This is a genomic window from Pseudomonas sp. NPDC087346 (assembly GCF_044744235.1).
Taxonomy (GTDB): domain Bacteria; phylum Pseudomonadota; class Gammaproteobacteria; order Pseudomonadales; family Pseudomonadaceae; genus Aquipseudomonas.
Genome location: NZ_JBIUXX010000007.1, coordinates 31,505 through 54,369, shown reverse-complemented (window position 1 = coordinate 54,369; position 22,865 = coordinate 31,505). Strand labels below are relative to the sequence as shown.

At 60.0% G+C, this 22,865-nt stretch carries 19 protein-coding genes; 3 read left to right on the top strand and 16 right to left on the bottom strand.

The annotated features are described in order from the left end of the window. Positions 1-53 precede the first annotated feature (53 nt). Positions 54-899 (bottom strand): sulfotransferase family protein, encoded by an 846-nt coding sequence (locus ACIOZM_RS06250; RefSeq protein WP_401210789.1) that lies wholly within the window; start codon positions 897-899, stop codon positions 54-56. A 140-nt stretch (positions 900-1,039) separates the two neighbouring features. Next, positions 1,040-2,635: a glycosyltransferase family 39 protein gene (locus ACIOZM_RS06245; RefSeq protein ID WP_401210787.1), complete on the bottom strand. Its 1,596-nt coding sequence runs from the start codon at positions 2,633-2,635 to the stop codon at positions 1,040-1,042. A 236-nt stretch (positions 2,636-2,871) separates the two neighbouring features. Between ACIOZM_RS06245 and ACIOZM_RS06240 the strand changes: the two genes are divergently transcribed. After that, entirely contained in the window at positions 2,872-3,459 is a 588-nt protein-coding gene (locus ACIOZM_RS06240) for a phage tail protein (RefSeq protein WP_401210785.1), read from the top strand. Between the two features lie 52 nt (positions 3,460-3,511). Beyond that, on the top strand, positions 3,512-3,823 hold the full coding sequence (locus tag ACIOZM_RS06235; protein ID WP_401210782.1) for a DUF6916 family protein: 312 nt from the start codon (positions 3,512-3,514) through the stop codon (positions 3,821-3,823). A gap of 107 nt (positions 3,824-3,930) precedes the next feature. Here ACIOZM_RS06235 and ACIOZM_RS06230 read toward each other — a convergent pair whose 3' ends face one another. From ACIOZM_RS06230 to ACIOZM_RS06215, 4 genes are read right to left on the bottom strand one after another with little or no spacing between them, the layout of a single operon-like run. Continuing rightward, positions 3,931-4,425: a GNAT family N-acetyltransferase gene (locus ACIOZM_RS06230; protein ID WP_401210780.1), complete on the bottom strand. Its 495-nt coding sequence runs from the start codon at positions 4,423-4,425 to the stop codon at positions 3,931-3,933. A gap of 12 nt (positions 4,426-4,437) precedes the next feature. After that, positions 4,438-6,534: a biotin/lipoyl-binding protein gene (locus ACIOZM_RS06225; RefSeq protein WP_401210777.1), complete on the bottom strand. Its 2,097-nt coding sequence runs from the start codon at positions 6,532-6,534 to the stop codon at positions 4,438-4,440. Beyond that, complete coding sequence (locus ACIOZM_RS06220) at positions 6,535-7,854, bottom strand: efflux RND transporter periplasmic adaptor subunit (protein WP_401210774.1); 1,320 nt, start codon at positions 7,852-7,854, stop codon at positions 6,535-6,537. It lies immediately after the preceding gene. After that, a complete protein-coding gene (locus ACIOZM_RS06215; protein WP_401210771.1) occupies positions 7,851-8,630 on the bottom strand; it encodes an efflux RND transporter periplasmic adaptor subunit in 780 nt (259 codons plus the stop codon). Before ACIOZM_RS06215 ends, ACIOZM_RS06220 begins: the two co-directional genes overlap by 4 nt. Positions 8,631-9,128: 498 nt before the next feature. Between ACIOZM_RS06215 and ACIOZM_RS06210 the strand changes: the two genes are divergently transcribed. After that, entirely contained in the window at positions 9,129-9,818 is a 690-nt protein-coding gene (locus ACIOZM_RS06210; RefSeq protein WP_401210768.1) for an NYN domain-containing protein, read from the top strand. Here ACIOZM_RS06210 and ACIOZM_RS06205 read toward each other — a convergent pair. From ACIOZM_RS06205 to ACIOZM_RS06160, 10 genes are all read right to left on the bottom strand, one after another. Continuing rightward, the gene (locus ACIOZM_RS06205) at positions 9,799-11,382 is read right to left on the bottom strand and encodes an efflux transporter outer membrane subunit (RefSeq protein ID WP_401210765.1); all 1,584 of its coding nucleotides are present in this window, start codon (positions 11,380-11,382) and stop codon (positions 9,799-9,801) included. The genes ACIOZM_RS06210 and ACIOZM_RS06205 overlap by 20 nt on opposite strands. Then, positions 11,379-12,449, bottom strand: a complete 1,071-nt coding sequence (locus ACIOZM_RS06200; protein ID WP_401210762.1) for an HlyD family secretion protein — start codon at positions 12,447-12,449, stop codon at positions 11,379-11,381. Before ACIOZM_RS06200 ends, ACIOZM_RS06205 begins: the two co-directional genes overlap by 4 nt. 26 nt (positions 12,450-12,475) lie before the next feature. Then, positions 12,476-14,011, bottom strand: a complete 1,536-nt coding sequence (locus ACIOZM_RS06195) for an MFS transporter (RefSeq protein WP_401210759.1) — start codon at positions 14,009-14,011, stop codon at positions 12,476-12,478. A 221-nt stretch (positions 14,012-14,232) separates the two neighbouring features. After that, on the bottom strand, positions 14,233-15,150 hold the full coding sequence (locus ACIOZM_RS06190; RefSeq protein ID WP_401210756.1) for a LysR family transcriptional regulator: 918 nt from the start codon (positions 15,148-15,150) through the stop codon (positions 14,233-14,235). 133 nt (positions 15,151-15,283) lie between these two features. Further along, on the bottom strand, positions 15,284-16,150 hold the full coding sequence (locus ACIOZM_RS06185) for an ABC transporter permease (protein WP_401210753.1): 867 nt from the start codon (positions 16,148-16,150) through the stop codon (positions 15,284-15,286). A 20-nt stretch (positions 16,151-16,170) separates the two neighbouring features. Then, positions 16,171-17,031: an ABC transporter ATP-binding protein gene (locus ACIOZM_RS06180; RefSeq protein WP_401210751.1), complete on the bottom strand. Its 861-nt coding sequence runs from the start codon at positions 17,029-17,031 to the stop codon at positions 16,171-16,173. A gap of 5 nt (positions 17,032-17,036) precedes the next feature. Next, positions 17,037-18,062 (bottom strand): ABC transporter substrate-binding protein, encoded by a 1,026-nt coding sequence (locus ACIOZM_RS06175; RefSeq protein WP_401210749.1) that lies wholly within the window; start codon positions 18,060-18,062, stop codon positions 17,037-17,039. Between the two features lie 18 nt (positions 18,063-18,080). After that, positions 18,081-18,977, bottom strand: a complete 897-nt coding sequence (locus tag ACIOZM_RS06170) for a TauD/TfdA dioxygenase family protein (RefSeq protein WP_401210746.1) — start codon at positions 18,975-18,977, stop codon at positions 18,081-18,083. A 369-nt stretch (positions 18,978-19,346) separates the two neighbouring features. Further along, positions 19,347-20,714 carry an HlyD family type I secretion periplasmic adaptor subunit gene (locus tag ACIOZM_RS06165; protein WP_401210744.1) on the bottom strand — a complete coding sequence of 456 codons (1,368 nt, stop codon included), beginning with the start codon at positions 20,712-20,714 and terminating at the stop codon, positions 19,347-19,349. Continuing rightward, positions 20,704-22,860 carry a type I secretion system permease/ATPase gene (locus ACIOZM_RS06160; protein WP_401210741.1) on the bottom strand — a complete coding sequence of 719 codons (2,157 nt, stop codon included), beginning with the start codon at positions 22,858-22,860 and terminating at the stop codon, positions 20,704-20,706. Before ACIOZM_RS06160 ends, ACIOZM_RS06165 begins: the two co-directional genes overlap by 11 nt. Positions 22,861-22,865: the final 5 nt, after the last annotated feature.

Below are 22,865 nucleotides of genomic sequence, written 5' to 3'. Positions count from 1 at the left end.
TGCTCACCCGCAATCGAACGCAGTTGTTAACGCATCAATGAAAAACGCCGCGATCAACTGATCGCGGCGTCGGACTTCATACGAATGACATTGGCGGCGCTGGCTGAGCCATCGAGCCAAAAGGACAAATCGGCGTATTGCTTGAACAAGTCCGGCGGCAGAATCGTGCGCCGCGACTGCAAGGCAACCCTGGGTTTGACCTTGTGCAGGCCGGCAAGGCCCAGGCCTTGGTCGAACTCTGGCGCGTCATACGCCAGATGTTCGAAATCGTGTTCGAACCACGGTTCGCCGATAAAGTCATAGACCAGCCGCAACACCCGCTCCGGGGCCTGACTGAGCAAGTCGTAATCGATGATCAGCAAAGAGTCGGCGTGTTCGCCGTAATAGGCTTCCTTGAGCGCCGCCCAGGCAAAACCCACCAGACGATTGCGCTGAGCGAGAGTTTCGCAGCGGCTGTAGACGGTGTTGCGCTCGACGGCATCGCCGAACAGCTTGGTGTTTTCATAGGGGTTGGCGCGGTACAGCCGCTCGAGACTGTCCATCACCCAGGCGACGTTGCGCACGCAGGCGATGACTTTGGCTTTGGGGAACAGATCGTTGATCGCCGGCAGGCGCGAGCTCCACTGGCGGTTGGTGTCGAATACCACGGGTTTGTCGGCCTTGTCGGCGTAGAACGAGTCGAACAGACCTCGCAGCAGGCGCCGGCGCAGGTCGGTGTCGATCACCGCGCCGAACTCGCTGCCGGCGCTGCATTGATCGAGGACTCCGGAAAACAACGAGCCCACTGGACTGGTCATGCCGGCATGAAAACGCGGGTTCTGCAAAAGAATTGCAGAAAGCAGGGTCGAGCCTGAGCGCGGCAAGCCGGAGATAAAGTGGAACTGCTGCAATCCCTTCACCGTAGTCGGAAGTCCTTTTGTCCGACAAATGTAGTTCAACAATGTCCTTTCGACTAGTGGTGTTTTGATATCAAATCGAAACTATTCGAGCCAAATAAATCGAAAATTCGTATGACTCGGCTGATGAATCGATTTAGCGCTCATCCCCCCGGTTTCCCGGTGTCTGGCGGCGTCTGGTACAGACGTGCAAAAGCGCCCGCAGCATGCATGTCACTGCGCCGCTGCCAACCCTCTGGCAGTGCCGCAAAATCATTCGGCTCGTCCAGGGTGCCGATCAACCACACCCGGCCGCTGCCGTTTGGCAAATCGGTCAAACGGTCCAGGTAGACGTCATTGCTGACCAGCGTACCGAACCCGTAAGCATTGGGGCGCGTGGAATGGCCGTCCGCGGCATTCGGGGTGTATAGACGAATCTGCGCATCGGTGCGGTTGTAGTAGACGTAACTCAGGTACCACATCATGTCGCTGGTGACGATCCGGTCGCCCTCGGTGAAGTGCCGGTTGACGTAGTCGACCAGCACACCAAACTGATCATTGCTGTCGACCGTGGCGTTGTTCTTCACGCCTATCAGCTCAACGCCAACGAACAGCACCAGAATCGCCAGCGCCAGCACGCGAAAGCCTGTGTACAGCCGATCAATCGCCAGCGCCACCAGCATCGGCAACCCCAGCGCATAGGCCGTCAGGTAACGCTCGATGAATACCGGCGAGATGAACGACACCACAAACACCAGCAGGATCGGCACCACGCTGTAGCACAGCAGCAGCAAGCTGCCGCGAAAAACACTGCGATCACGTCGTAGCGCGACGCCGATAAGCGCCAGCAATGCCAACGGCAGGGTCATGAACAGCCAGACCGGAAAAGTCCCGCCATCGTCCTGGATCAGCAGCGACCAGACCATCGACGGCAGCGAGACCAGGGTCACCGGGTCTTCCCAGCCAATATCGTTACTGGCCTTGAGCTCAGGGATGTGCTGCAGCAGATCGACCAGATTGGGCACCCACGGCAGGTATGCCAGTGCAATCGCCAGATTCGCCAGCCACCAGGCCGGGCGCTGGATATGCCGCAGTCGATACCCCGGCTGCACGCGCACCGCCGCCAGATACAGCCAGTGACTGATCACGCACAAAGCGGTGAAGTAATGGGTGTAGAACGCTGCCGTCATCAACAGCGCATAAGCCACCAGATAGCGATGCCGCCGTGGTTGCCGGACCCAGTACACCAAGGCAATGGTCGCGCCGATCAGCCACATGCCAAGCAACGCATACATGCGCACTTCCTGGCTGTAACGCACGGCAGTGGGCAACAGCGCCAGCAGCAAACCGGCCAGCAACGCGGCACGCCGGGTTGCGAGCAGATCCACCAGCCACACGCCGAGGCCAACGGTGATGATCCCGGGTATCGCACTCATGCTGCGAATCGACAGCATGCCGTCGCCGAACAGCCCGATCCAGCCATGCAGCAACATGAAATACAGCGGCGGATGCACGTCGTGCGCTGCACGCACCCAGATGTCCGCCAGTGAAAACTGGCTCAGCAGCACGCTGGAACCTTCGTCGAACCAGATCGACGCGGCCGTCAGGTCGTAACAACGCACCACCGCCGCCAGCAACATGATCGGCAGCAGCCAGTGTTCTCTGGCCCATCGAATCAGACGCAGGGCAACCAGCCATGCCCCCGGGACCGCGCGAGGTTCTTGCGTGTCGCCAATCGGCGTTTCTCTGTGTGCTGCCATTACATCCTCTTGCTACGCCGGAAAACCACGACCGTATGACCCCGAAACCTGCCAGTCACTTTAGGTCAGCGACAGGATAGCCGTCGATGGCGGATTACTCATTCACGACATCCGGCAGTCGTGTCAAACCGGGTCTACGCTCTGGCGTGGCGTGACCTGGCTGCGAAAGGAAAGGCATGGAAACCGGCCGAAACCGCGAGTGGCCCGCCGACCAATAACCTGAAGGGATGAGGACTATGGACGTTTACATGGGTACTGTTCTGACGTTTGCCTTTAACTATGCACCCAGCGGCTGGGCGGCGTGCAACGGTCAGATGATGAGCATCGCGCAGTACAACGCGTTGTTTGCGTTGTTGGGAACCACCTATGGCGGTAACGGCACCACGACTTTCGGACTGCCCAACCTGCAAAGCCGCATGCCGATCTGCCAAGGAACTGGCGGGGGCCTGACAACTCGAGTGATGGGTGAAATTTCCGGTACCGAACAAGTCACTGCCACTCTCAACAATCTGCCGAACCACACGCACGCCCTGACGGGCCTTTCTGCCACCACCACGCTGCAACTGGCTAACCCTGCAAGCAATCCGCTCGGTACACCCACCGCGACAAACTCCTACATCGGCGCTTCCGGTACCGGTCCCGGTCTGGCGAATATCTATTCCGACGCCCAAGGCGCTTCACCCGTTGCGCTCAAAGGTGTGGCCACTACCATCGCCGGGACAATCTCACCCACCGGCAACGGTCAGCCGATGCCGATCATGAACCCGTATCTGGTGCTCAACTTCAGCATTGCGCTGCAAGGTATCTTCCCTTCACGTAACTGATTGACCGCCGGGGGAGCACGCTCCCTCGGCACTCACCTGGCTGGAGCAAGACATGCTGCAAACCGTTAGAAGCCAAAACTTCGAAGCGCTACTGGGTCGAATCGGCACCCTGCATCTGCCCGACGGCAGTACGCTGCAAGTCCATATCGGGCAACTGGAAGAAAACCCCTTGGCAAAAATGCGCTACAGCGAGCGCATGCCGTTCAGTGTCGAGCTGAACAGCCTGACTCCAACCGAATTTGTCGATGGCCTGTGTGCGCTGGAGTTACCCGAGCTTGGGCGGGTGCAGGGCATTTTCGTGTCACGAGTGCCGCCGATGGGACGTGATCCGCAATTGGGTTACTTTCATATCACCTTCAACTGATCGCTCTATACAGGAGCGGTATTGTGATCTTTTGATTTTTCTTTCTGAGAACAAGATCAAAAGATCGCAGCCTTCGGCAGCTCCTACAGGGGGCTGTGGTGTGATTGTTATTGCGGGTACCAGACGAGGCGCTCGGCGGCAGGATTGCTTTCTTCAACGGCAAACCCCAGCGCCAGGTAATGCCGGCGTGCATGCGGGTTGTTCGTCCAGACCACCGTGGCCACCGGGCAGCGGATCTGTTGCGCGGCTTTTTGTACGCCTTGCAGCACTTCGCGGCCATAACCCTTGCCGCGTGCCTGGGGGATGAACGCCAGGTACAGCACGCGAATCTCGTTGGGGCCGAAATCGGTACTCAGCGCGCCGATGGCCGTGCCGAGTTTCTCGACCACGTAGTGCATGGCGTTGGGATAGCTTTCGCCCATGCCCTGCTCCTGCACCTGAAACTGCTGCGCAACGATTTGCTGCACCTGTTCCTGCTCGCCATCGATCAATTGCAGATCGGGGCGCGCCTTCTGATACAGGCTTTGCAGAAACGCACCGTCAGCGGTCACCGAAGGTCGCACCACCAATCCGTTTGCCGCCACTGCCGAGTTACCCGCCATCGCCGCTCTCCGTTAAAAACCACTTTCCCTGATACCGAGCGCCGCCAATCGCCGCCAGGCGACACCCAGCAATGACTCGCCGCTGCCCTGCAACACCACCACGCCGCGCAGAGGCTGCATCGGGGTCGGCGCCGCCTCAAGCGTAGCCAGTCGTGCGCCGTATTGCGCCTGCACCGGCTCTGCCCGCTGCTGTTGATCGCGGCGCACGGCAATCGGTCCGTGGTGATCGGATGTCAGCGCTTCCTGATCGACATACGCCACGCCGTTGGTATCGATTTCGTTCAACTGCACGGCCAGCGCCGGGTGCATCGGGTCGTCGGCAATAAACCGCCCGCTGGCGCCCGGCTTAACCCGCCACAGTTCGGCTTCGGCCAGATACCCGCGCAAGCGAGCACCGTCCTCGACCACCCGCGCCAGCGCATCCGTGCTCGACAGCCAACGGCCAACGCTCAGGTTCGGCAGCAAATCTCGCACCGTGCCGGCGTGCGGTGCGCGCAACGACAGACGCTCGCGTTGTGCGCTCAGCCCGCGATATTCGGCCACGGCTTCAGCGAGTTTCTGTTCGACGATACCGGCGTCGGCGGCGGTTTCACTGCGTCCGGCCTGACGTCGCATCAGCAACTGCTGGATCTGGATTTCCCGGCGCACGATGGCCAGTTTCGAATCGAGATCCGGCGATTCAAGCTCAATCAGCACATCGCCCTGTGCGACTTTCTGGCCGTCCACGACGTTCAACGCTTTGACCCGCGCCGCTGCCGGTGCATGCAAGGCACTGGCGCGCCCGGCCTCGAGCATCGTCGGCAATTCCACGGCGCTGCGCCACGGCACGATCAGCACCAGCAACAGGCCAAGCAGCACCAGAGCGCTGAGCAAGACTCGCGGCGCGTGGGCCTGATCGCGGCGGCTCCACCACTGGCGCCACTCATTCATGATTGGCAGAAAGATGAACCACACCAATTCCACCAGCATCAGGAAAATCCCCAACACCTTGAAGAACAGGTGATAGACCGCCAACGCGATCCCGAAAAACAACGCCGCACGCCACAACCACGAGCCATACCCCCAGATCAGCAAACGCCGTTGCATCTTCGGCGACCAAGGCTCGGGCGCCGGTGCGCCGTAGCCGAACAAAAACTCGCGCAATCGCCAGCGACACAAGGCAAACGCCCGCCCCTGAAGATTGTCGACCTCCCACAAATCACTGATCAGAAAGTAGCCGTCAAACCGCATGAACGGGTTGAGGTTGACTACCAGCGTGGTGATCCAGGTGGCGCTGGCCAGCATGAAGGCCGCGGTGCGTCCCGGCCCGTCAGGCAAAAGCGACCAGACCAACAGCGCAATACAGGCCAACAGCAATTCCGCCAGCACCCCGCCAGCACCGATCAGCAGCCGTGCGCGTCGATCATTGACCCGCCAGGCATCGCTGACATCGGTATAAAACATCGGCAGCAGCACCATGAACGCCACGCCCATGCTCTGCACCCGACACCCGGCGCGCTTGGCCATGAATGCGTGGCCGAACTCATGACAGAGCTTGGCAAAAAACAGCGCCACGCCGAACGCCAGCGCGCCGCCGAGGCTGAACAGATGCGGAAACGTACCGACAAAGCGCTGCCAGTCCCGCGACACCAGAAACACCCCGAGACCTAGCGTTGCCGGCAAGCCATAGCGCAACAGGCGCGGGCCGTAACGTTCCAGCCATGGCCAGGCGCGATTGAGAAACGCGTCCGGGCGCCACAGCGGAATACGGAAAAACAGATATTGATGCAGGAGGATTTTCCACAGGCTCTGACGCTGGGCCAAGGCTTTGAGCCGGTAACTGGCGCGCTGCTGATCGTCGAGCGCACTGATCAAATCGTGCCCACGGAGAAACTCCAGCAACTGCTCAAGTTCGCTGCCATCCAGCGGCAGACCCGGTTCACGATTCGCCGCGCGCAGCACTTGTTCGGCGTCGCCCAGCGACCAGTGCCGCAACAGACGCATCGCCGCTGCGCCGAGTTTGAAATAGCGCCCGCGCACCGGATCGGCCAGCGTCCAGCGCGGCGAGCCGTCCAGCGCCGGGGCTGCGGGCGACAACTGTAAATCGGCGCGCAGTCTCGGCAGGTTCATTTACAGACCTACGCTTTGACGCAGGCCCGCCAATGGCCGGCGCAGCAGATACAACGCCAGCGGCGCACGATCGCCGAATATTTTCGCCGTACCGCGCAGACCGATACGCGGCGGAGCCTCGGCAAAATTGGCGTCCAGACGATAAGCCAGCTGTCCACCTGCGGTCGGTTGCGCTTCGTAGGCCGAGCGTTCGAGCGTTGCGAGATGACGCTTGAGCGGATCGCTGTCGAGAAACAGCGCAACTTCGGCGCCGGGGTCCAGCGAGATCGCGTCCCCCACCGCCAGCTCAATGCGCAATTCGGCCTGAGTCGGATCGGCGATTTCCATCAGCCGTTCGCCGGTCTGCACCGGTCTGCCCGTCAAGCGCTCGGCATCGGCAAACACCGCGATGCCGTCGCGCTCGGCACGCACTTCGCTGCGGTTGAGCAATTCGCGGGCATAATCACGTTCGGCGCGTTTTTGCTCGGCACGAGCAGCGAGCAAATCGACCCGGGAGCTGGATTCGGCATCGGTAAACGAACGCTGGGAATTGGATTTCAATTCGGCCTCGGCCACCCCCAACGCCCGTTCGGCAACGTCAGCCTGAGCCTTGAGCGTGGTGCTTTCGAAGCGCAGCAGCAGGTCACCGGTTTTCACCGGCTGATTGGGTTTCACCAGAAACTCGGCGATCACCCCGTCCAGCGGCGCCGCCACCACACGGCCGCCCTGCGGCACCACTTCGGCCGGGGCCAGCACCGATTGGCGCACCGGAATCAACAAACCCAACAACAATACGGCGACCAGCGCCACCTGACGTTTACGCGTCCAGCGCAGCCGCCACGGTTTACGCGGTTGCAGCGCCAGCCAGGCGTGGCTGTAGGTGTCGCCGAGTTGCGACAGCAGCACTTGTTCCGAAGGATTCCACGGCACATCGCGGGCCAGCCACAAACCGCCGAACACCTGCCCTTCGCGGTCCACCAGCGGCAACCAGAACACCTGCGCGGCAGACAAACTGCGCCAGTCGGCCTGAATCGATTCGCCGACCATTTCCGGCTCGATCACCCGCGCCTGCTTCAGCACATCCTGCTTGAACAACTGCGCAACAGCCTGCTCGACGAACGCCACGAACGGCGCATTCGGCTCCACGGCACTGACGCCAGTGACTGCCTGCACCTTGCCGGCGATCAACAGCGCGGCATGGCGAAAGCCGAACAACGACTGGCCGTCATTGACCAGGCTGTAGGCCAGTTGCGGTACATCGCGGGCAGCGCGAGTCTGGCGCTCGAGATCGAGGAAGCGGGCGAACACCTGTTCGGCGCCGCCACTGACCGGGGCGTTCACTTGAGCTCCGCAAAACGCGCCGTGCCGCTCATGCCGGCGAGCAAACCACTCGCGTTCGGCAGTGTTGCGACCAGCAACAGCGTCTGACTGCCCTCATCGATTCGCGCGCCAAGGCGTTTCACCGTGGCATCGAGTGGCTGGCCGGTTTCGTCGGGAACGAAGCTGAATGTCTGACCGGGTTTGAGTTTGGCCATCCAGCGCGACGGCACCAGCAGATGGATCTCCAGCGTGCGGTTATCCACCACGTCCAGCAGCGGTGCACCGGCCGGCACACTTTCAAAACGCTGCACCTTGCGCTCGACCACTTGACCGTCGAACGGCGCGATCACACTGCAGCGTTTGACCTGTACCTGATAAACCTGAGATTGCGCCTGGGTTTCGCTGACCTTGGCCTCGGCCCGCGCCACTTCGAAACGCCCGACTGAATTGAGCGCGGCCAATTGCTTGTTGTGCGCCAGCTCTTCACCCGCCCCGCGATTGGCCGCCTGCGCAGCATTCAACTGAGCCTGATAGGCCGAACAATCGAATCTTGCCAGGGTATCGCCCTTTTTGAACGACTCGCCCTCACTGAAAGGCAACTCGACAATCCGTCCGGACAACTCGCTAGCCAGAACCGCCTGATCCTTGGCCCGCAGCACACCGCGTGCTTCGCTATTCGAAGTCGCCGCTCCGGGTGCGGCGTTATCCAGCAGCGGATCGTCTGGCCCGGGCGTTTGCGCCTGAACCACGCACGTTACAAAGGTCAATCCGATAACCCAAACACGAAAACGCTGCATGACCGCTACTCCCTGACGGATGTGCGGAGTCTACGACAGCGGGGGTTAGCGTCAAGCGAAAGGCCATCATTGCTTGGAAATGTGTTGTTTCAAAAACATCAAGGCCATTCAAGCTGCTCTAAAGATTTCAGAGACCGACAGGCTCTGTATAACTTCCTACACAAATTACAGAGTGGCCTTATCGATCAAACCGTAAGGCGCGACAGACAACTCATAGCTTTTTGTAAACAAGAGGTATATCGCCCTGCGTTGGTAACAACTCTTAATAAAGGAGCAGGTGAAAAGCTTGACCAAGGCGCAGTTGTGCAAACGAAACTGGATGGCCGGTGCTGAAAAAAATCAGCCGAGTGAGCGGTGATCAAATGACGGTTGACCTGCGTGACGCGTTCAATCTAGGATTGCCTTACTCAACCCCGTACGTAGCGATTCAGTTCGCTGGCAGTTGGGGATGAAAAAACCGGCCTAGGCCGGTTTTTTCGTTTCTGAGGAACACTATTCGTGCGCACAGCTTTCTTTGTCGATGGCTACAACTTGTTCTACGGATTACTTGCTGGTACGCCCTATAAATGGCTGAACCTGAGAGACCTTCTCGCACATATCGCGCACGTCGAGAATCCGGAAAACTCGATCGTCTCGGTCGATTACTTCACCTCTCCCATCAAACCTCAGTTAGCAACTCGTGGTCGACTATCCAAAGAAGCTCAAGATGCTTATATAAAAGCTTTGCGCGCAACAAATGTGACGGTCCATTTTGGCCGTCATCAGTTGGAACCGGCAAAAGCTCCAAGATTTGTCGACCGGCATACTGAAGCCTCACGCCAGGACAAAGTCGATATCTGGAAGCTGGAAGAGAAAGAAACAGACGTTCATATCGCAATCAGTATGTATCGCACGGCGAACAAGCAAACGGTGCTGGATTCTCATGAGCGCATTCAACAAATCGTTCTGGTCTCAAGTGATACCGACATGACACCGGCCCTGAAAGCTTTACGAGCGGATTTTCCGCATATGACTATCGGCGTAATCCTTCCTCATCGGGTAGGGTCCAGCCGTCCACCTCCCGGCTCGTTGAAAGATCACTCTCACTGGTTGCGACGGGTCATTACCGCCGATGAGTTGCTTCTGCATCAGCTTCCAGACCGCGTACCCACTCACAAAAAACCAGCGATTAAACCGGATTATTGGTAACAGATGCCGCCACCGGATACACCGACTCCCATCCCCCACCCAACGCCTTGTACAAACCCACCATCGCCAGCGAAACCCCGGTCGAGCTTTCGACCCATTGCTCCTGAGTGGCCAACAACGCACCTTGCACTGTGAGGACGTTGACGAAGTCGACGACGCCTTCGACGTATTGCTGTTGCGCGGTGCGCAGGGCGATCTGGTTCTGGCGCACGGCTTCGGCAAGGCTGTCGCGGCGGCGTTGGCTGGCGTTGTAGGCGGTGAGTTGGTCGTCGATTTCGTGCCAGGCGCGCAGCACGGTTTGTTGATAACCGATCGCCGCTTCCTGTTGCTGGGCCTCACGCAGTTGCAGCATGCCGCGCAAACGGCCGCCGTCGAACAATGGCAGGCTGAATTGTGGGCCGATGCCGAAGGCGCGCGAGCCCCAGGAACCGAAATCGCTGAGCTGCATGGCTTGCGAGCCGAGGTTGCCGGACAGGGTGATGCGTGGATAGAAATCGCCCTTCGCCACACCAATGTTCGCGGTGGCGGCATGCAGTCGAGCCTCGGCCTGACGGATGTCCGGACGGCGTTCGGCCAATTGCGACGGCAGGCCGATAGCGACTTCGAGCGGCGACTGCGGCACTGGCGCGTCTGTGGATAACTGTTTGGCCAAGGCTTGCGGCGGTTCGCCCATCAACAGACTGATCGCATTGATCAGTTGTGCCTGACGCTGCTCCAGCGCCGGTAAACGCGATTCGATGGCGGCAACTTGCGCGGCAGCTTCGGCGACGTCCAGATCAGTCGCCACCCCGTCGGCCAGACGCAGTTGCGAGAGCTTGAGGCTGTGGCGAGCGACGTCAAGGTTCTGCTCGGTCACCGCACGGGTGTTCTGCACACCGCGCAACTGGATGTAGTTCTGCGCAGTGTCGGCAAGGACCGCCAGCAGCACGCCGCGACGGTCATTCTCCGCGACTTCGAGATTGGCATCGGCGGCTTCGGTTTCCCGGCGCACACGCCCCCAGAAATCCAATTCCCACGAGGCGGAAAAACCGGCGTCCCACAGATTGAAAGCCGCGTTGCCGTTACGCCCCGACGGATCGCTCAGGCCTTTGCCGCTGTTGCGCTCACGCCCGTAGCTACCGGTGGCCGCGGTATTCGGGTAACGCTCGGCGGTGATCACCTGGCGAGCGGCGCGGCTTTGTTGCAGACGGCTGCTGGCAAGTTGCAGGTCGAGGTTGTCCTGTACGGCGCGCTGGGTCAGGGCGGAGAGTTGGCGGTCGTTGAAGACTTCCCACCAGCGTTCGTTCAGATGCTCGCTGACAGCTTGGCTGGGGGCGGATTTTGCTGGTTTTGACCAGTCGGCGATTTGAGTGGCTTGGGGTTTCTGGAAATCGGGGCCGATGGTGCAGGCGCTCAGGCTTACTGTGAGCAAGGCACTGAGGGTGAGTTGCTGCCAATGGCCCCATCGCTGGCAAGCTAGCTCCCACAGGGAGCTCTGTATGGGATACAGATTTTTGGCAACCTGCAAAAATCCTGTGGGAGCTGGCTTGCCAGCGATAGCGTCGGCTGATTCAACAAAAATCATCGCTGAGTCACCTCACGCACCGAGGTCGCCGAACTGCGGGTATCGATACTCGCCTCCACCGACATGCCAACGCGCAACCGCTCGGCCAGTGGCTGGCCCGGTTCCAGCAGAATTTTCACCGGAATCCGCTGCACGACCTTGGTGAAATTACCCGTGGCGTTATCCGGTTTCACCGCCGCGAATGTCACGCCGGTGGCCGGGGCGATGCTTTCGACGCGACCGTTGAGCAGCTCGCCGCCGAGGCTGTCGACGCGCACTTGCACGTCCTGCCCGGGCTTCACGTCAGTAAGTTGAGTTTCCTGAAAGTTAGCAACCACATACGCCTGCTGCAACGGCACCACCGCCAGCAACTTGCTGCCCGGCGTCACGTACGCACCAACCCGTACCGCACGCTCACCAACCATGCCGTCCTGCGGCGCGGTGATCCGCGTGTAGGACAACTCGAAACTGGCCATTTCCAACGCCGCTTGCGCGTGTTTCAAACCCCCTTCGGCCGCATCACGCTGGGCCGCGAGGATTTCCACTTGCTTGCGCTCCGCCGCCAGTTTCGCGCTGGCCGTGTCGAGCCGCGCAGAAGCTTGATCGATCCGCGTACGTGCCTGTTGAGCACTCTGCACCGTGCCGGCACCGACGCCAGCCAGATGGTTATAGCGATTCAGTTCCTGCTGGGCGAAAGCCATTTCTGCCTTGGCCGAGACCACCGACGCCTGCGCCTGAGCGATCACCGAAGTCTGACGCTCCAGCGTCGCTTTGGCGTTTTGCAGTTGCGCGCGGGCCACCAGTGTTTGCGCATCGGCCGCTTCGGCGGCGGCGCGCAAATCGCGATCATCAATCAGCGCCAGCAACTGCCCGGCCTTCACTTGCTGGTTGTCTTCCACCAGCACTTGCTTGATGAACCCGGCCACACGCGGCACCACCAACGTGAAGTCGGCGGAAACGAACGCGTCGTTGGTTTTTTGCTCGGTGCGTTTGCCGAACAGCCCCGGCACCGCCAGATACAACAGCACGCCGACAGCCAGCGCGGCCGCCACAGCCACCGCGAGTTTTTGCTTTGCTTGAGTCGTCATAAAAACCTTCTGTTTCAGTGAAGCAATCAGGTCGGCGCACGGGGCGGATAGATCCGCGTCGGCAGCCAGAAAATCAGCAGGATCAGCGTCACCGCGACGCCGGCCATGCACAGATAAAGATCGGAAGAAGTCAGCACCACGGCTTGTTCGTGCAGGCGATGGGCAAGCCCCGGATCGTCACTGGCAGCCAGCGGCGAGTTGCCCAGGCGATCCACCAACATGCTCGAGTGAAAGTGCAGGCGCGCGGTGGTCAGCGCCTCGATCACACCCGTGGCGACCACCGCAGCCAGGCCTTTCACGGTGTTGAACCAGGCCGAGGCGAACGGCCCGTCCAGCGGCGTGATGCTGCCGGTCGACAGCATCAGCAACGGCAGCACCGCCATCGGCTGACCGAAAATCTGCAACCACTGCAACACGTAAAAATCATCGCGAATCCACGCCGAAGTCAGTTGCGATCCGCCCAGACACGACAGCGCCAACATGCTCAAACCGATGCCCAGAACCCAGCGACAATCGACCCAACGCAGGTTGCACAACGCCGCCACCAGCGGCAGCGCGATCAACTGCGGCAACGCCGCCAGCAACATGATCGGCGCGGTCTGCACCGGCCGATAACCCTGCACCTGCGCCAGATAACTCGACGGAATCACCACCACCGCCAGCAACACCACCAGCACGCCGGCCAGGGTCAGCAACGCGAATGACAGGTTGCGGATGCCGAGCATCTGCAACTTAAAGAATGGAATCGGTTGCGACCATTCGTTGATCAGAAATGCCACCAGCAACAGCGACCCGGCACCGAGCAACGCGCAGATCAGACTCGATTCGAACCAGTCCAGCCGATTGCCCTGCAACAGGCCGATCACCAGCATGCAGATCGCCGGGAACCCCAGCAGCAAACCTTTCCAGTTGAACGACTTCAGGCGTTCCAGGCGCAGCGGATCTTGAGGAATGCCATAACCCACCATCAGCATGGCGATCAGGCACGGGGCGATGATCTGCCAGAACGTCCATTGCCAGCCGACGAACTCGGTCCACATTCCGGCCAGCGGCGTGCCAAGGCCGGGACCGAACGTGGCGGTGAGCGCGTAACCGGCGAGGCCATAGAGCTTGAAATTGGCCGGCAGAAAACGCAGGGCGACGGTCATCAGCATCGGTGGCAGAGCACCGCCGGCCAGGCCTTGCAGGGTGCGCATCAGCAGAAGGCTTTCGTAGTTCGGGGCGAGCGGACAGAGCACGCCGAGCAAGGTAAACAAGCTGATCGCGACCAGGGTGAAACGGCGCAGCGAGAAGGTCACCGAGCACCACGGCGCAAACGCCATCGCGGCAACTGAAGTGGCGGTGTAACTGGCGACCAGCCAGGTACCTTCGTCGTAACCGATGCCTAGCGCGCCACGGATATCGGCGAGGGCAACTTTGGTCACCATCTCGTTGAGACCGGACACCAGCACCGCCAGCAGCACACCGACCAGACCGATGATGATCCGCGCCCCGAATACCGGTGGCACGGCCGCCTTCGGACTGGCGGCGGCAAGTGGCGCCGGGACCGTCAGGGATGTCATGGATACAAACTCCGGAGGGAAAAATACCGGAGCATTTTAGTAAGGCTTAGTGCTGACGAAAATTGACTTATTGGCAGTTTATAAGTGCACCAGACACAGCAATTAACCCTGTAGGAGTGAGCCTGCTCGCGATGGCGTCGTTTCAGTCGATATCTTCGTTAACTGATAAACCGCTATCGCGAGCAGGCTCACTCCTACAGGGTTTTGTTTGAGCTTCAGGGTTAGGGCTGGGCCGCGAGCCAGGTTTCGTCGCAGCAAGTCTTGAGGGTTTCCCGCAGCCAGCGGTGCGCCGGGTCCTTGTCGAAACGCGGGTGCCAGGCCTGGGTCAGCATCAAGGTCGGCAACGGGATCGGCAGGTCGAACGAGCGCAGTTTCAGCCCCAATCGACGCACACTCAGCAGCGCCTCTTTGGGCACCGGCAGGATCAGATCCGAGTCCGGCAGCGCAAACATCGCCGCGTGGAAACTCGGTGCAATCACCGCCACTCGCCGCTCCAGGCCCAGCGCATTCAACGCCGTATCAATCGGCCCGCGTGCGATGCCACGGCGCGACATGCTGATATGCGAAAACCCGGCGTAGCGCTCGGCAGTGATTTCGCCGTCCAGCAACGGATGGTCTTCACGCACCAGACCGACAAAATGGGTGGAGAACAGATTCTGTACTTTGACTTCCGGGGTGACCGGCCGGGTATTGCTGACGCTCAGATCGATCCGCCCTTCGCGCAGCGCCTCATCGTCACCGTCGCCTTCCGGGACAAAGCGCAACTCGCAGTGCGGTGCCTGTTGGTCGAGGGTATCGAACAGTTTGCCGCCGTACACGCCAATGAAGAAGTCGTTGGCGCGAATGCTGAAGCGCCGGCGCAACGTGCTCAGTTCGACAGCGTCTGCCGAGCGAAACAGCAGCGCGGCTTGCTCGACCACGTCGCGAACCTGCTCGCGCAACTCCAATGCTTTGGGGGTCGGCACCAGTCCGCGACCGGCGCGCACCAGAATCGGATCGCCGATGGCTTCGCGGATACGCGTCAGGGTGCGGCTCATGGCTGCCGGACTGAGGTTCATCCGCCGTGCGGCGCCGACTACGCTGCCTTCGTCGAGTAAAGCGTCGAGGGCGACCAGAAGGTTCATGTCCGGGAGTTGCATGCTGAGCACTCATGGCTGATCTGGATTGATCTGTGCGCAATGCTAGCAGATCAAAAGATCGCAGCCTTCGGCAGCTCCTACCTTGGAATGCATTCCCCTGTAGGAGCTGCGGCACGCTGCGATCTTTTGATTCTCAGCGTTGCATGCCCCAGCGTTTCACCGTCACCCGCTCCAGCGTGTCGAAGACCAGATTCTCCACCAGCAAACCGATCAGGATCACCACCGCCAACCCGGCAAACACCTTATCGGTGTACAGCTCATTGCGATTCTGGAAGATGTACCAACCGAGCCCACCCTTGCCGCTGGTCGCGCCGAACACCAGTTCAGCCGCGATCAACGTGCGCCAGGCGAAGGCCCAACCGATTTTCAGCCCGGCAAGAATTGACGGCAGCGCCGCCGGAATCAGGATGAACAACACAAAGCGCATGCCCTTCAAACCATAGTTGCGCCCGGCCATGCGCAGGGTTTCCGAAACTCCGAGAAACCCGGCGTAGGTGTTCAGCGCCAATGCCCACAACACCGAATGCACCAACACAAAAATCAGGCTGTTCTGCCCCAGCCCGAACCACAGCAGCGCCAGCGGTAGTAAGGCAATCGCTGGCAGCGGGTTGAACATCGAGGTCAGCGTGCTCAGCAGATCCCGGCCAAACTGGGTCGAGACCGCCAGCGTCGTCAAACCAAACGCCAATATGATGCCGATCAAATAACCCTTGAGCAGCACCACCAAAGATATCCACACCTTGCTCAACAACTCGCCACTAAGCAGACCGTCATACAACGCGTGACTCGTCTGCAAAAAACTCGGTAGCAACAAATCATTGTTTTGCACCCGGGCAACGATTTCCCAAAGCACCGCGAGCAAAATCAGAATCAGGCTTTTACGCAGCCAGCTCTGTTGCCACAGTCGTTGACCGAGCGGCAATTCGCGCTCGACCGGCACACTGGTCAGCGGCTCTAGAACGGTTTCAAACTCTTGTCGTACGGATGATGAATGGCTCATCGGGCAATCCTCCTGGCCGCTCAATAAGCGATGCGAATATCGTTGAAGTCATGTTCACGTTCGGTTTCCGGCGACTGGCCTTCGTCGAACAACAAACGATGTATGCGTCGCGCCGATTCCTGAAACGCGACACCGCCAAGGCTTTGCAGATCGTATTGATGGCTGTGCACTTCCGCCCGCACCCGCCCTGGATGCGGCGACAGCAACAGGATGCGATTACCGACCACCAGCGCCTCTTCAATCGAGTGCGTGACGAACAGCAGCGTGAAGCGCACCTCTTCCCAGAGCAGCAGCAACTCTTCCTGCATCTTGCGTCGGGTCAGCGCATCCAGCGCGGCGAACGGCTCGTCCATCAGGAGGATTTTCGGTTGCATCGCCAGCGCCCGGGCAATCGCCACGCGCGCCTTCATGCCACCGGACAAGGTGTGCGGATAGGCATCGGCAAACGCTGCCAGACCGACTTTTTCCAGATAGTGCAGCGCCCGCTCTTCAGCCTGCTTTTTCTTCAACGTGCGCGATGCCAACAGCGGAAACATCACGTTCTGTTTGACGGTTTTCCACGGTGGCAGTTGATCGAACTCCTGAAACACCACAATCCGGTCCGGCCCCGGCGCATCAACACGCTGGCCCTGCAAACGGATCTCGCCTTCGCACGGCGCAATGAACCCGGCGACCGCTTTGAGCAAGGTCGATTTGCCGCAACCGGACGGCCCGAGCAATACAAAGCGATCCGCCGGATCGATCTCGAAACTGACCTGATGCGTGGCACGCACCACCCGTTGTGGCGTGCGGTATTCGAGGCTGACGTTGTCGACCGCCAGCAGCGCTTGCGTGTTGGCGATCAGGTTGCTGGCCGCGTGGCCTTGCAAAGGGGCGTTCATCTCGATCAGCTCCCTTGCAGCGGTTTGGCGTCCTGGAAGAAGTAATCCTTCCACGATTCAGGTTTGTTCTTGATCGCGCCGACGCGGTAGAGGAACTCGGCCAATGGATAAGTATTTTTTGGCGTGACGCTGAATTCGAACTGCGGGTTGTCGATGATTTTCAGCAGCGTAGCGCGGGCGATCTTGGCTTTGGTCACGCGGATGTAAGTGTCGGCGGCAGCGCCTTTATCGTTCTGCGCAAATTGCGCGGCTTCGGTCAGCGCTTCGACAAAGGCTTTGTAGGTTTTCGGGTTGTCGTTGCGGAATTTCTCGGTGGCGAACAGCACGGTTGGCGAGTTCGGGCCGAGTACGTCATAGGAATTGAGCACGACATGGACGTTCGGATTCTCCAGCGCCTGATCCTGGAATGGCGGGTTGGAAAAGTGCCCGCTCAGCTCGGTGCCACCTGCGATCAACGCGGCGGTCGCGTCTGGGTGCGGGACGGCAATGGTGTATTTATCGAGGCGGTTGAATTCCTTGTCACCCCACTGCTTGGCGGCCGCGTATTGCAGGAAGCGCGACTGCACCGAAACCCCCACCGCTGGCACCGCGATGCGATCCTTCTCGGTGAAGTCGGCGATGGTTTTGACGTTCGGATTATTGCTCAGCAGGTAATACGGGAAGTTGCCGAGCGAGGCCACGGCTTTGACGTTCTGCTTGCCGTGGGTGCGATCCCAGATCGTCAGCAACGGCCCGACGCCCGCACCGGCAATGTCGATCGAGCCGGAGAGCAGCGCATCGTTGACCGCTGCGCCGCCCGACAGCTGCGTCCAGTCGACTTTGATATCGATGCCTTCCTGCTTGCCGTACTTCTCGATCAGGTTTTGATCGCGCACGACGTTGAGCAAAAGATAAACAATGCCGAACTGCTCGGCGATGCGGATTTCACCTTCGGCGTGGGCCACGCTCGGCGCGACCAGACTGCCGGCGATCAGGCTGAAACCGAGGCCAATGGCGGCGGCCAGCGGTGCAAATGGAAGACGTTTGGACATGATCGAATCTCCGGCAAATCAGAAAGGCGCGTCGCCCTGAATGGTCGTGCGGAACAGCTTGCGGCGCAGATAGCTTGGGCAACCGGCGGCAAGATGAATCAGCGAGCGGTTGTCCCAGAACACCAGGTCGTGAGCCTGCCATTGGTGGCGATAGATGTTTTGCGGCAGCACGCTGTGGGCGTAGAGCTCGTCGAGCAGCTGTTTGCTCTCGTCTTCCGGCAGATCCACGATGCGCGTGGTGAAACCTTCGCTGACGAACAACGCCTTGCGAGCGTTTTCCGGATGGGTCCGGACGATGGGGTGCACCACTTCGGCGACCTGAGCCAATTGTTCCGGGGTCAGGGTCGGGCGCCAGTTGCCTTCGAATTTGGTTTCGCTGTAACGCGCCGTGTAGGAATGCGCCGCCGAGCGACCGTCGATGGCTTTACGCAGTGCTTCGGGCAAGTTGTCCCAGGCTTTATGCATGTCAGCGAACAGCGTGTCGCCACCCTCGGATGGCAGTTCCTGCGCGTGCAACATCGAGCCCAGACTCGGTAGTTCTTTATAGGAAAGATCGGAGTGCCAGAACTTGCCGGCATCGCCCAGGCCGATGTTCTGCCCGTTCTCGACGATGTTGGAAACGATGAGGATTTCCGGGTGATTGGCCAGCAGGAACTGCTTGAGCACATGGATCTGCAACACACCGAAACGGCGGCTGAAGTCGATCTGTTGTTGCGGGGTGATTTGTTGGTCGCGGAACACCACAACGTGGTGATCCAGGTGCGCACGATGAATGCGCGAGAAGTCTTGATCATTGATCGGACGGGTCAGGTCCAGGCCGATGATTTCGGCACCGACCGCGCCGCTGAACGGGCGGACGTCGAAGGATTGCGGCGCGACAGTCGCGGCGCTTGGGGTAGCAGTAGCTGCAGACATTCAGATAACTCCCACGCACGGCACGCTCATAGGCGCGCGTCGATCAGAAACTCACGCTGGATTGCGTGTTGGTTCAGGTCGTGCGGCGCGCCGATTGGTCGGCAAGTACGCAGGGGAGTGACTTTATAGCTATAAGAATTGGAAATTAAATACCGTTAGAGAATAACGATATGGCGAATGGTGAGGAATGGACTGGTTGGTGAGTGACGGTTTGTGTCACTTCTGAGCGTTATGCGGCGATTTCATTGACGCCATCGCTGGCAAGCCAGCTCCCACAGGTTTTTGTGTCGGACAACATATATGTGTTCCAGCAGAGAACCCTGTGGGAGCTGGCTTGCCAGCGATGAGGCCAGCAACGCCAACGAAAATCTAGCGCTCGTGCAACGCCTCGGCCCGCGCGCGGATGATCGGCTTCAGCAGATAACTCAGCACCGATTTCTTGCCGGTGATGATATCCACCGACGCCACCATCCCCGGGATGATCAGCAGCGGCTTTTCATCGGTGCCCAAGTGGCTGCGCTCAGTGCGCACCTTGATGATGTAGTAGGTGGTTTTCTTGTCTTCGTCGGTGATGGTGTCGGCGCCGATCTGCTCCAGCTTGCCCTTGAGACCACCATAAATGGTGTAGTCATACGCGGTGAATTTCACCGTCGCTTCCTGCCCCGGGTGCAGGAACGCGATGTCCTGCGGGCGGATCTTCGCTTCGACCAGCAAAGTGTCGTCCAGCGGCACGATTTCTACCAGGTCAACGCCCGGCTGGATCACGCCACCGATGGTGTTGACTAGCAATTTGTTGACGATGCCGCGTACCGGCGAGGTAACCAGCGTGCGGCTGACCCGGTCTTCCAGCGCTTTGCCGGTGGCCTGAGCCTTGTTCAGATCGGTGCGTGCTTCATTGAGTTGGGTCAGCGCTTCACTGCGGAATTTGCCGCGAGTCTCGTCGATCTTGCGTTGCACTTCCTTGATCGCCGACTCGGCACGCGGGATCGCCAGCGTCGTCGCGTCGAGCTGACCACGGGTTTCCACTTCGGCACGCTTGAGGCGCAGCACTTCCACCGGCGATACCGCGCCCTGCGCCACCAGCGGCTCGGACATGTTGATTTCCTGGCGCTGCAAACCCAGTTGCTGGCGGTACTGCGTCTGCTTGGAGCTGAATTCGCGCAGCTCTTGCTGACGCTGGATCAACTGCTCCTGCAAACCGCCGATTTCATCGTGCAGTTGCTGGCGACGGCTGACATACAGCGACTCCTCGCTTTTCGCCTGCCCAGGCACAGCCTTGAGCACGTCGTCGGGGAAGTTCAGCGGACGGTCATCGACCTCGGCGCTCAGGCGCTCGACTCGCAGCAGCATCGACAGTCTGTCGGCCTCGGTTTCACCGACGTTGGAAGCAAATCGCGTGTCGTCCAGACGAATCAACGGCGCGCCGGCCTCGACGATCTGCCCTTCCTTGGCGAACAATTCGGAGACGATGCCGCCCTCAAGGTTCTGGATTTTCTGGATCTTCGACGACGGAATCGCCTTGCCGTCGCCCTTGGTCACTTCATCGATAACGGCGAAATTCGCCCACAACATGAGGAACACGAAGAAACCGATGATCGCCCAGATCGTCAGGCGCACCACGCGCGGCGCATCCTCGATCAGCGCTTTGTTGACCTCCGGCAGCGGCTGGCCCTGCAACGAAGCCGAGCCCTTGAAGTAGCGACGGATCGAATCCTTGAAACCCGACTTAAGCAACACTGATCTGCCCCTTCTTCAACGCTTCCATCACCGCGGCTTTCGGGCCATCGGCGAGAATCTGCCCGCGGTCGATCACCAGCAGACGATCCACCAGCGACAACAGCGAAGCCCGGTGCGTCACCAGCACCACGGTCTTGTTTTCAACGACTGCGGCGAGGCGTTGTTTGAGGCGTTCTTCGCCGGTGTTGTCCATGGCACTGGTCGGCTCATCGAGCAGCAGGACCGGCGGATTGAGTAGCAGCGCCCGAGCCAGAGCGACGTTCTGCCGCTGGCCGCCGGACAGGTTCTGCCCGCGCTCGCCAACTTGCAGTTCGTAGCCTTGCGGGTGCAGACGAGCGAATTCGTGGACGCCGGCCAGTTCAGCAGCCTGCAACACCAGTTCGTCTTCTACATAGCGGGCGCCGGACACCAGGTTGTCGCGCAGGGTGCCAGCGAGCAATTGAATGTCTTGCGGCACGTAGCCAATGTTGTAGCGCAGTTCGCTGACGTCGATCTGGCGGATGTCAACACCGTCTACCAGCAACGCACCATCGTCCGGCTGATACAGCCCGACCAGCAGTTTCGCCAGCGAACTCTTGCCGGAACCACTGCGGCCGATGATGCCGATTTTTTCGCCGGGACGGATCACCAGGTTGATGTTCTTCAGCGCCGGGTTTTGCTGATCCGGATAGGTGAAGTTCAGCTGACGGCACTCGATCGCGCCTTGCAGAACCTTACGGCTCAACGGGCGCTCTTCGAAATTGCGTTCCTGCGGCAGTTCCATCATATGGTCGACCGAGGTCATGGTCACTCGCGCCTGCTGATAACGGGTCAGCAGACCCGACAACGACGCCAACGGGCTGAGCGCACGGCCACTGAGCATGTAGCAGGCGATCAGCCCGCCCATGCTCAGGTGACCGTCGATGATCTGGTAGACGCCGAAGACGATCATGATCACCCCGGCCAGTTGCTGGATCAGCAGGGTGATGTTCATCGCCAGACCGGAAAGCATTTTCACCCGCAGTTCGAGGCGGCTGAGGGTGCCGATGGTCTGTTCCCACTGATACTGACGTTCGCTTTCAGCGTTGTTGACCTTGACCGCATCGAGGCCGGCGAGGGTTTCGATCAGGCTCGACTGACGCTCGGCGCCAAGGGCCATGGTCCGTTCCATGGTCGCCACCAGCGGTTTCTGTAAGGCATAGCCGATCAGCAGGGCAATCGGGAACGCCAGCACCGGAATCCACACCAGATGCCCGCCGAGAATGGCGATCACGATGAAGATCAGAATGGTGAATGGCAGGTCGATCAGGCTGGTCAGGGTCAGCGAGGCGAGAAAGTCGCGCAGGCTCTGAAACTCATGAATGTTCTGCGCGAAGCTGCCGACTCGCGCCGGGCGATATTTCATCGACATGCCGACGATGCGCTCGAACAGCGTCGCGGAGATGATCAGGTCGGTTTTCTTGCCGGCCAGATCCAGGCACAGACTGCGCAGGCTCTTGAGGATCAGGTCGAAAATGTACGCACCGGTAATGCCGAGGGCCAGCACCCACAGGGTCGCTTCGGCCTGGTTCGGTACCACGCGGTCGTAGACGTTCATCACGAACAGCGGCGCGGCCATCGCAATGATGTTGATCAAGAAACTCGCGGCAATCGCATCGGCGTACAGCCAGCGCGAGCGCTTGAGGGTGTCGCGAAACCACGAACGCGCACGCGGGATCAGCGTGCCGTGATTGACGTCGAATTTGTGTTGGGGTTGGGCGAAGAACACTTTGCCTGTGTAATCGTCGGCCAGCAGCTCGCGGCTGACCAATGATTCGCCACCGTCGGTTTCACTGAGCAGCACGCGAACCTGGTCTTCACCCTCCCAGCCCAGCAGGACAGCACTACGGCCATCCTTGAGCAGCAACAGCGCCGGCATCGCAATCGCCGGAATCTCTTCCAGTTTGCGTTGCAGCACTCGACCTTGCAGCCCGGCGCGGGCCGCTGCGCGTGGCAGCAGTTCGACACTCAGGCGTTGCTTGGGCAGCGGCAGACCGGTGGTGAGCATCGCCGCGCTGGCAGGCTTCTGATGCAGCATGCAAAGAGCGAGCAGACCATCCAGTAAGGGATCGTCGTGCAACGCGCGCGGATCATGACTGAGATGAACTCGACTGACTTCTGATTCCACGCTCG

Coding starts and splice junctions, on each gene's coding strand:
- ACIOZM_RS06180 (WP_401210751.1), bottom strand. CDS start 17,031: ATGAACGCCCCTTTGCAAGGCCACGCGGCCAGCAACCTGATCGCCAAC.
- ACIOZM_RS06175 (WP_401210749.1), bottom strand. CDS start 18,062: ATGTCCAAACGTCTTCCATTTGCACCGCTGGCCGCCGCCATTGGCCTC.
- ACIOZM_RS06215 (WP_401210771.1), bottom strand. CDS start 8,630: ATGCAGCGTTTTCGTGTTTGGGTTATCGGATTGACCTTTGTAACGTGC.
- ACIOZM_RS06235 (WP_401210782.1), top strand. CDS start 3,512: ATGCTGCAAACCGTTAGAAGCCAAAACTTCGAAGCGCTACTGGGTCGA.
- ACIOZM_RS06230 (WP_401210780.1), bottom strand. CDS start 4,425: ATGGCGGGTAACTCGGCAGTGGCGGCAAACGGATTGGTGGTGCGACCT.
- ACIOZM_RS06185 (WP_401210753.1), bottom strand. CDS start 16,150: ATGAGCCATTCATCATCCGTACGACAAGAGTTTGAAACCGTTCTAGAG.
- ACIOZM_RS06170 (WP_401210746.1), bottom strand. CDS start 18,977: ATGTCTGCAGCTACTGCTACCCCAAGCGCCGCGACTGTCGCGCCGCAA.
- ACIOZM_RS06225 (WP_401210777.1), bottom strand. CDS start 6,534: ATGAACCTGCCGAGACTGCGCGCCGATTTACAGTTGTCGCCCGCAGCC.
- ACIOZM_RS06240 (WP_401210785.1), top strand. CDS start 2,872: ATGGACGTTTACATGGGTACTGTTCTGACGTTTGCCTTTAACTATGCA.
- ACIOZM_RS06200 (WP_401210762.1), bottom strand. CDS start 12,449: ATGACGACTCAAGCAAAGCAAAAACTCGCGGTGGCTGTGGCGGCCGCG.
- ACIOZM_RS06190 (WP_401210756.1), bottom strand. CDS start 15,150: ATGCAACTCCCGGACATGAACCTTCTGGTCGCCCTCGACGCTTTACTC.
- ACIOZM_RS06195 (WP_401210759.1), bottom strand. CDS start 14,011: ATGACATCCCTGACGGTCCCGGCGCCACTTGCCGCCGCCAGTCCGAAG.
- ACIOZM_RS06205 (WP_401210765.1), bottom strand. CDS start 11,382: ATGATTTTTGTTGAATCAGCCGACGCTATCGCTGGCAAGCCAGCTCCC.
- ACIOZM_RS06245 (WP_401210787.1), bottom strand. CDS start 2,635: ATGGCAGCACACAGAGAAACGCCGATTGGCGACACGCAAGAACCTCGC.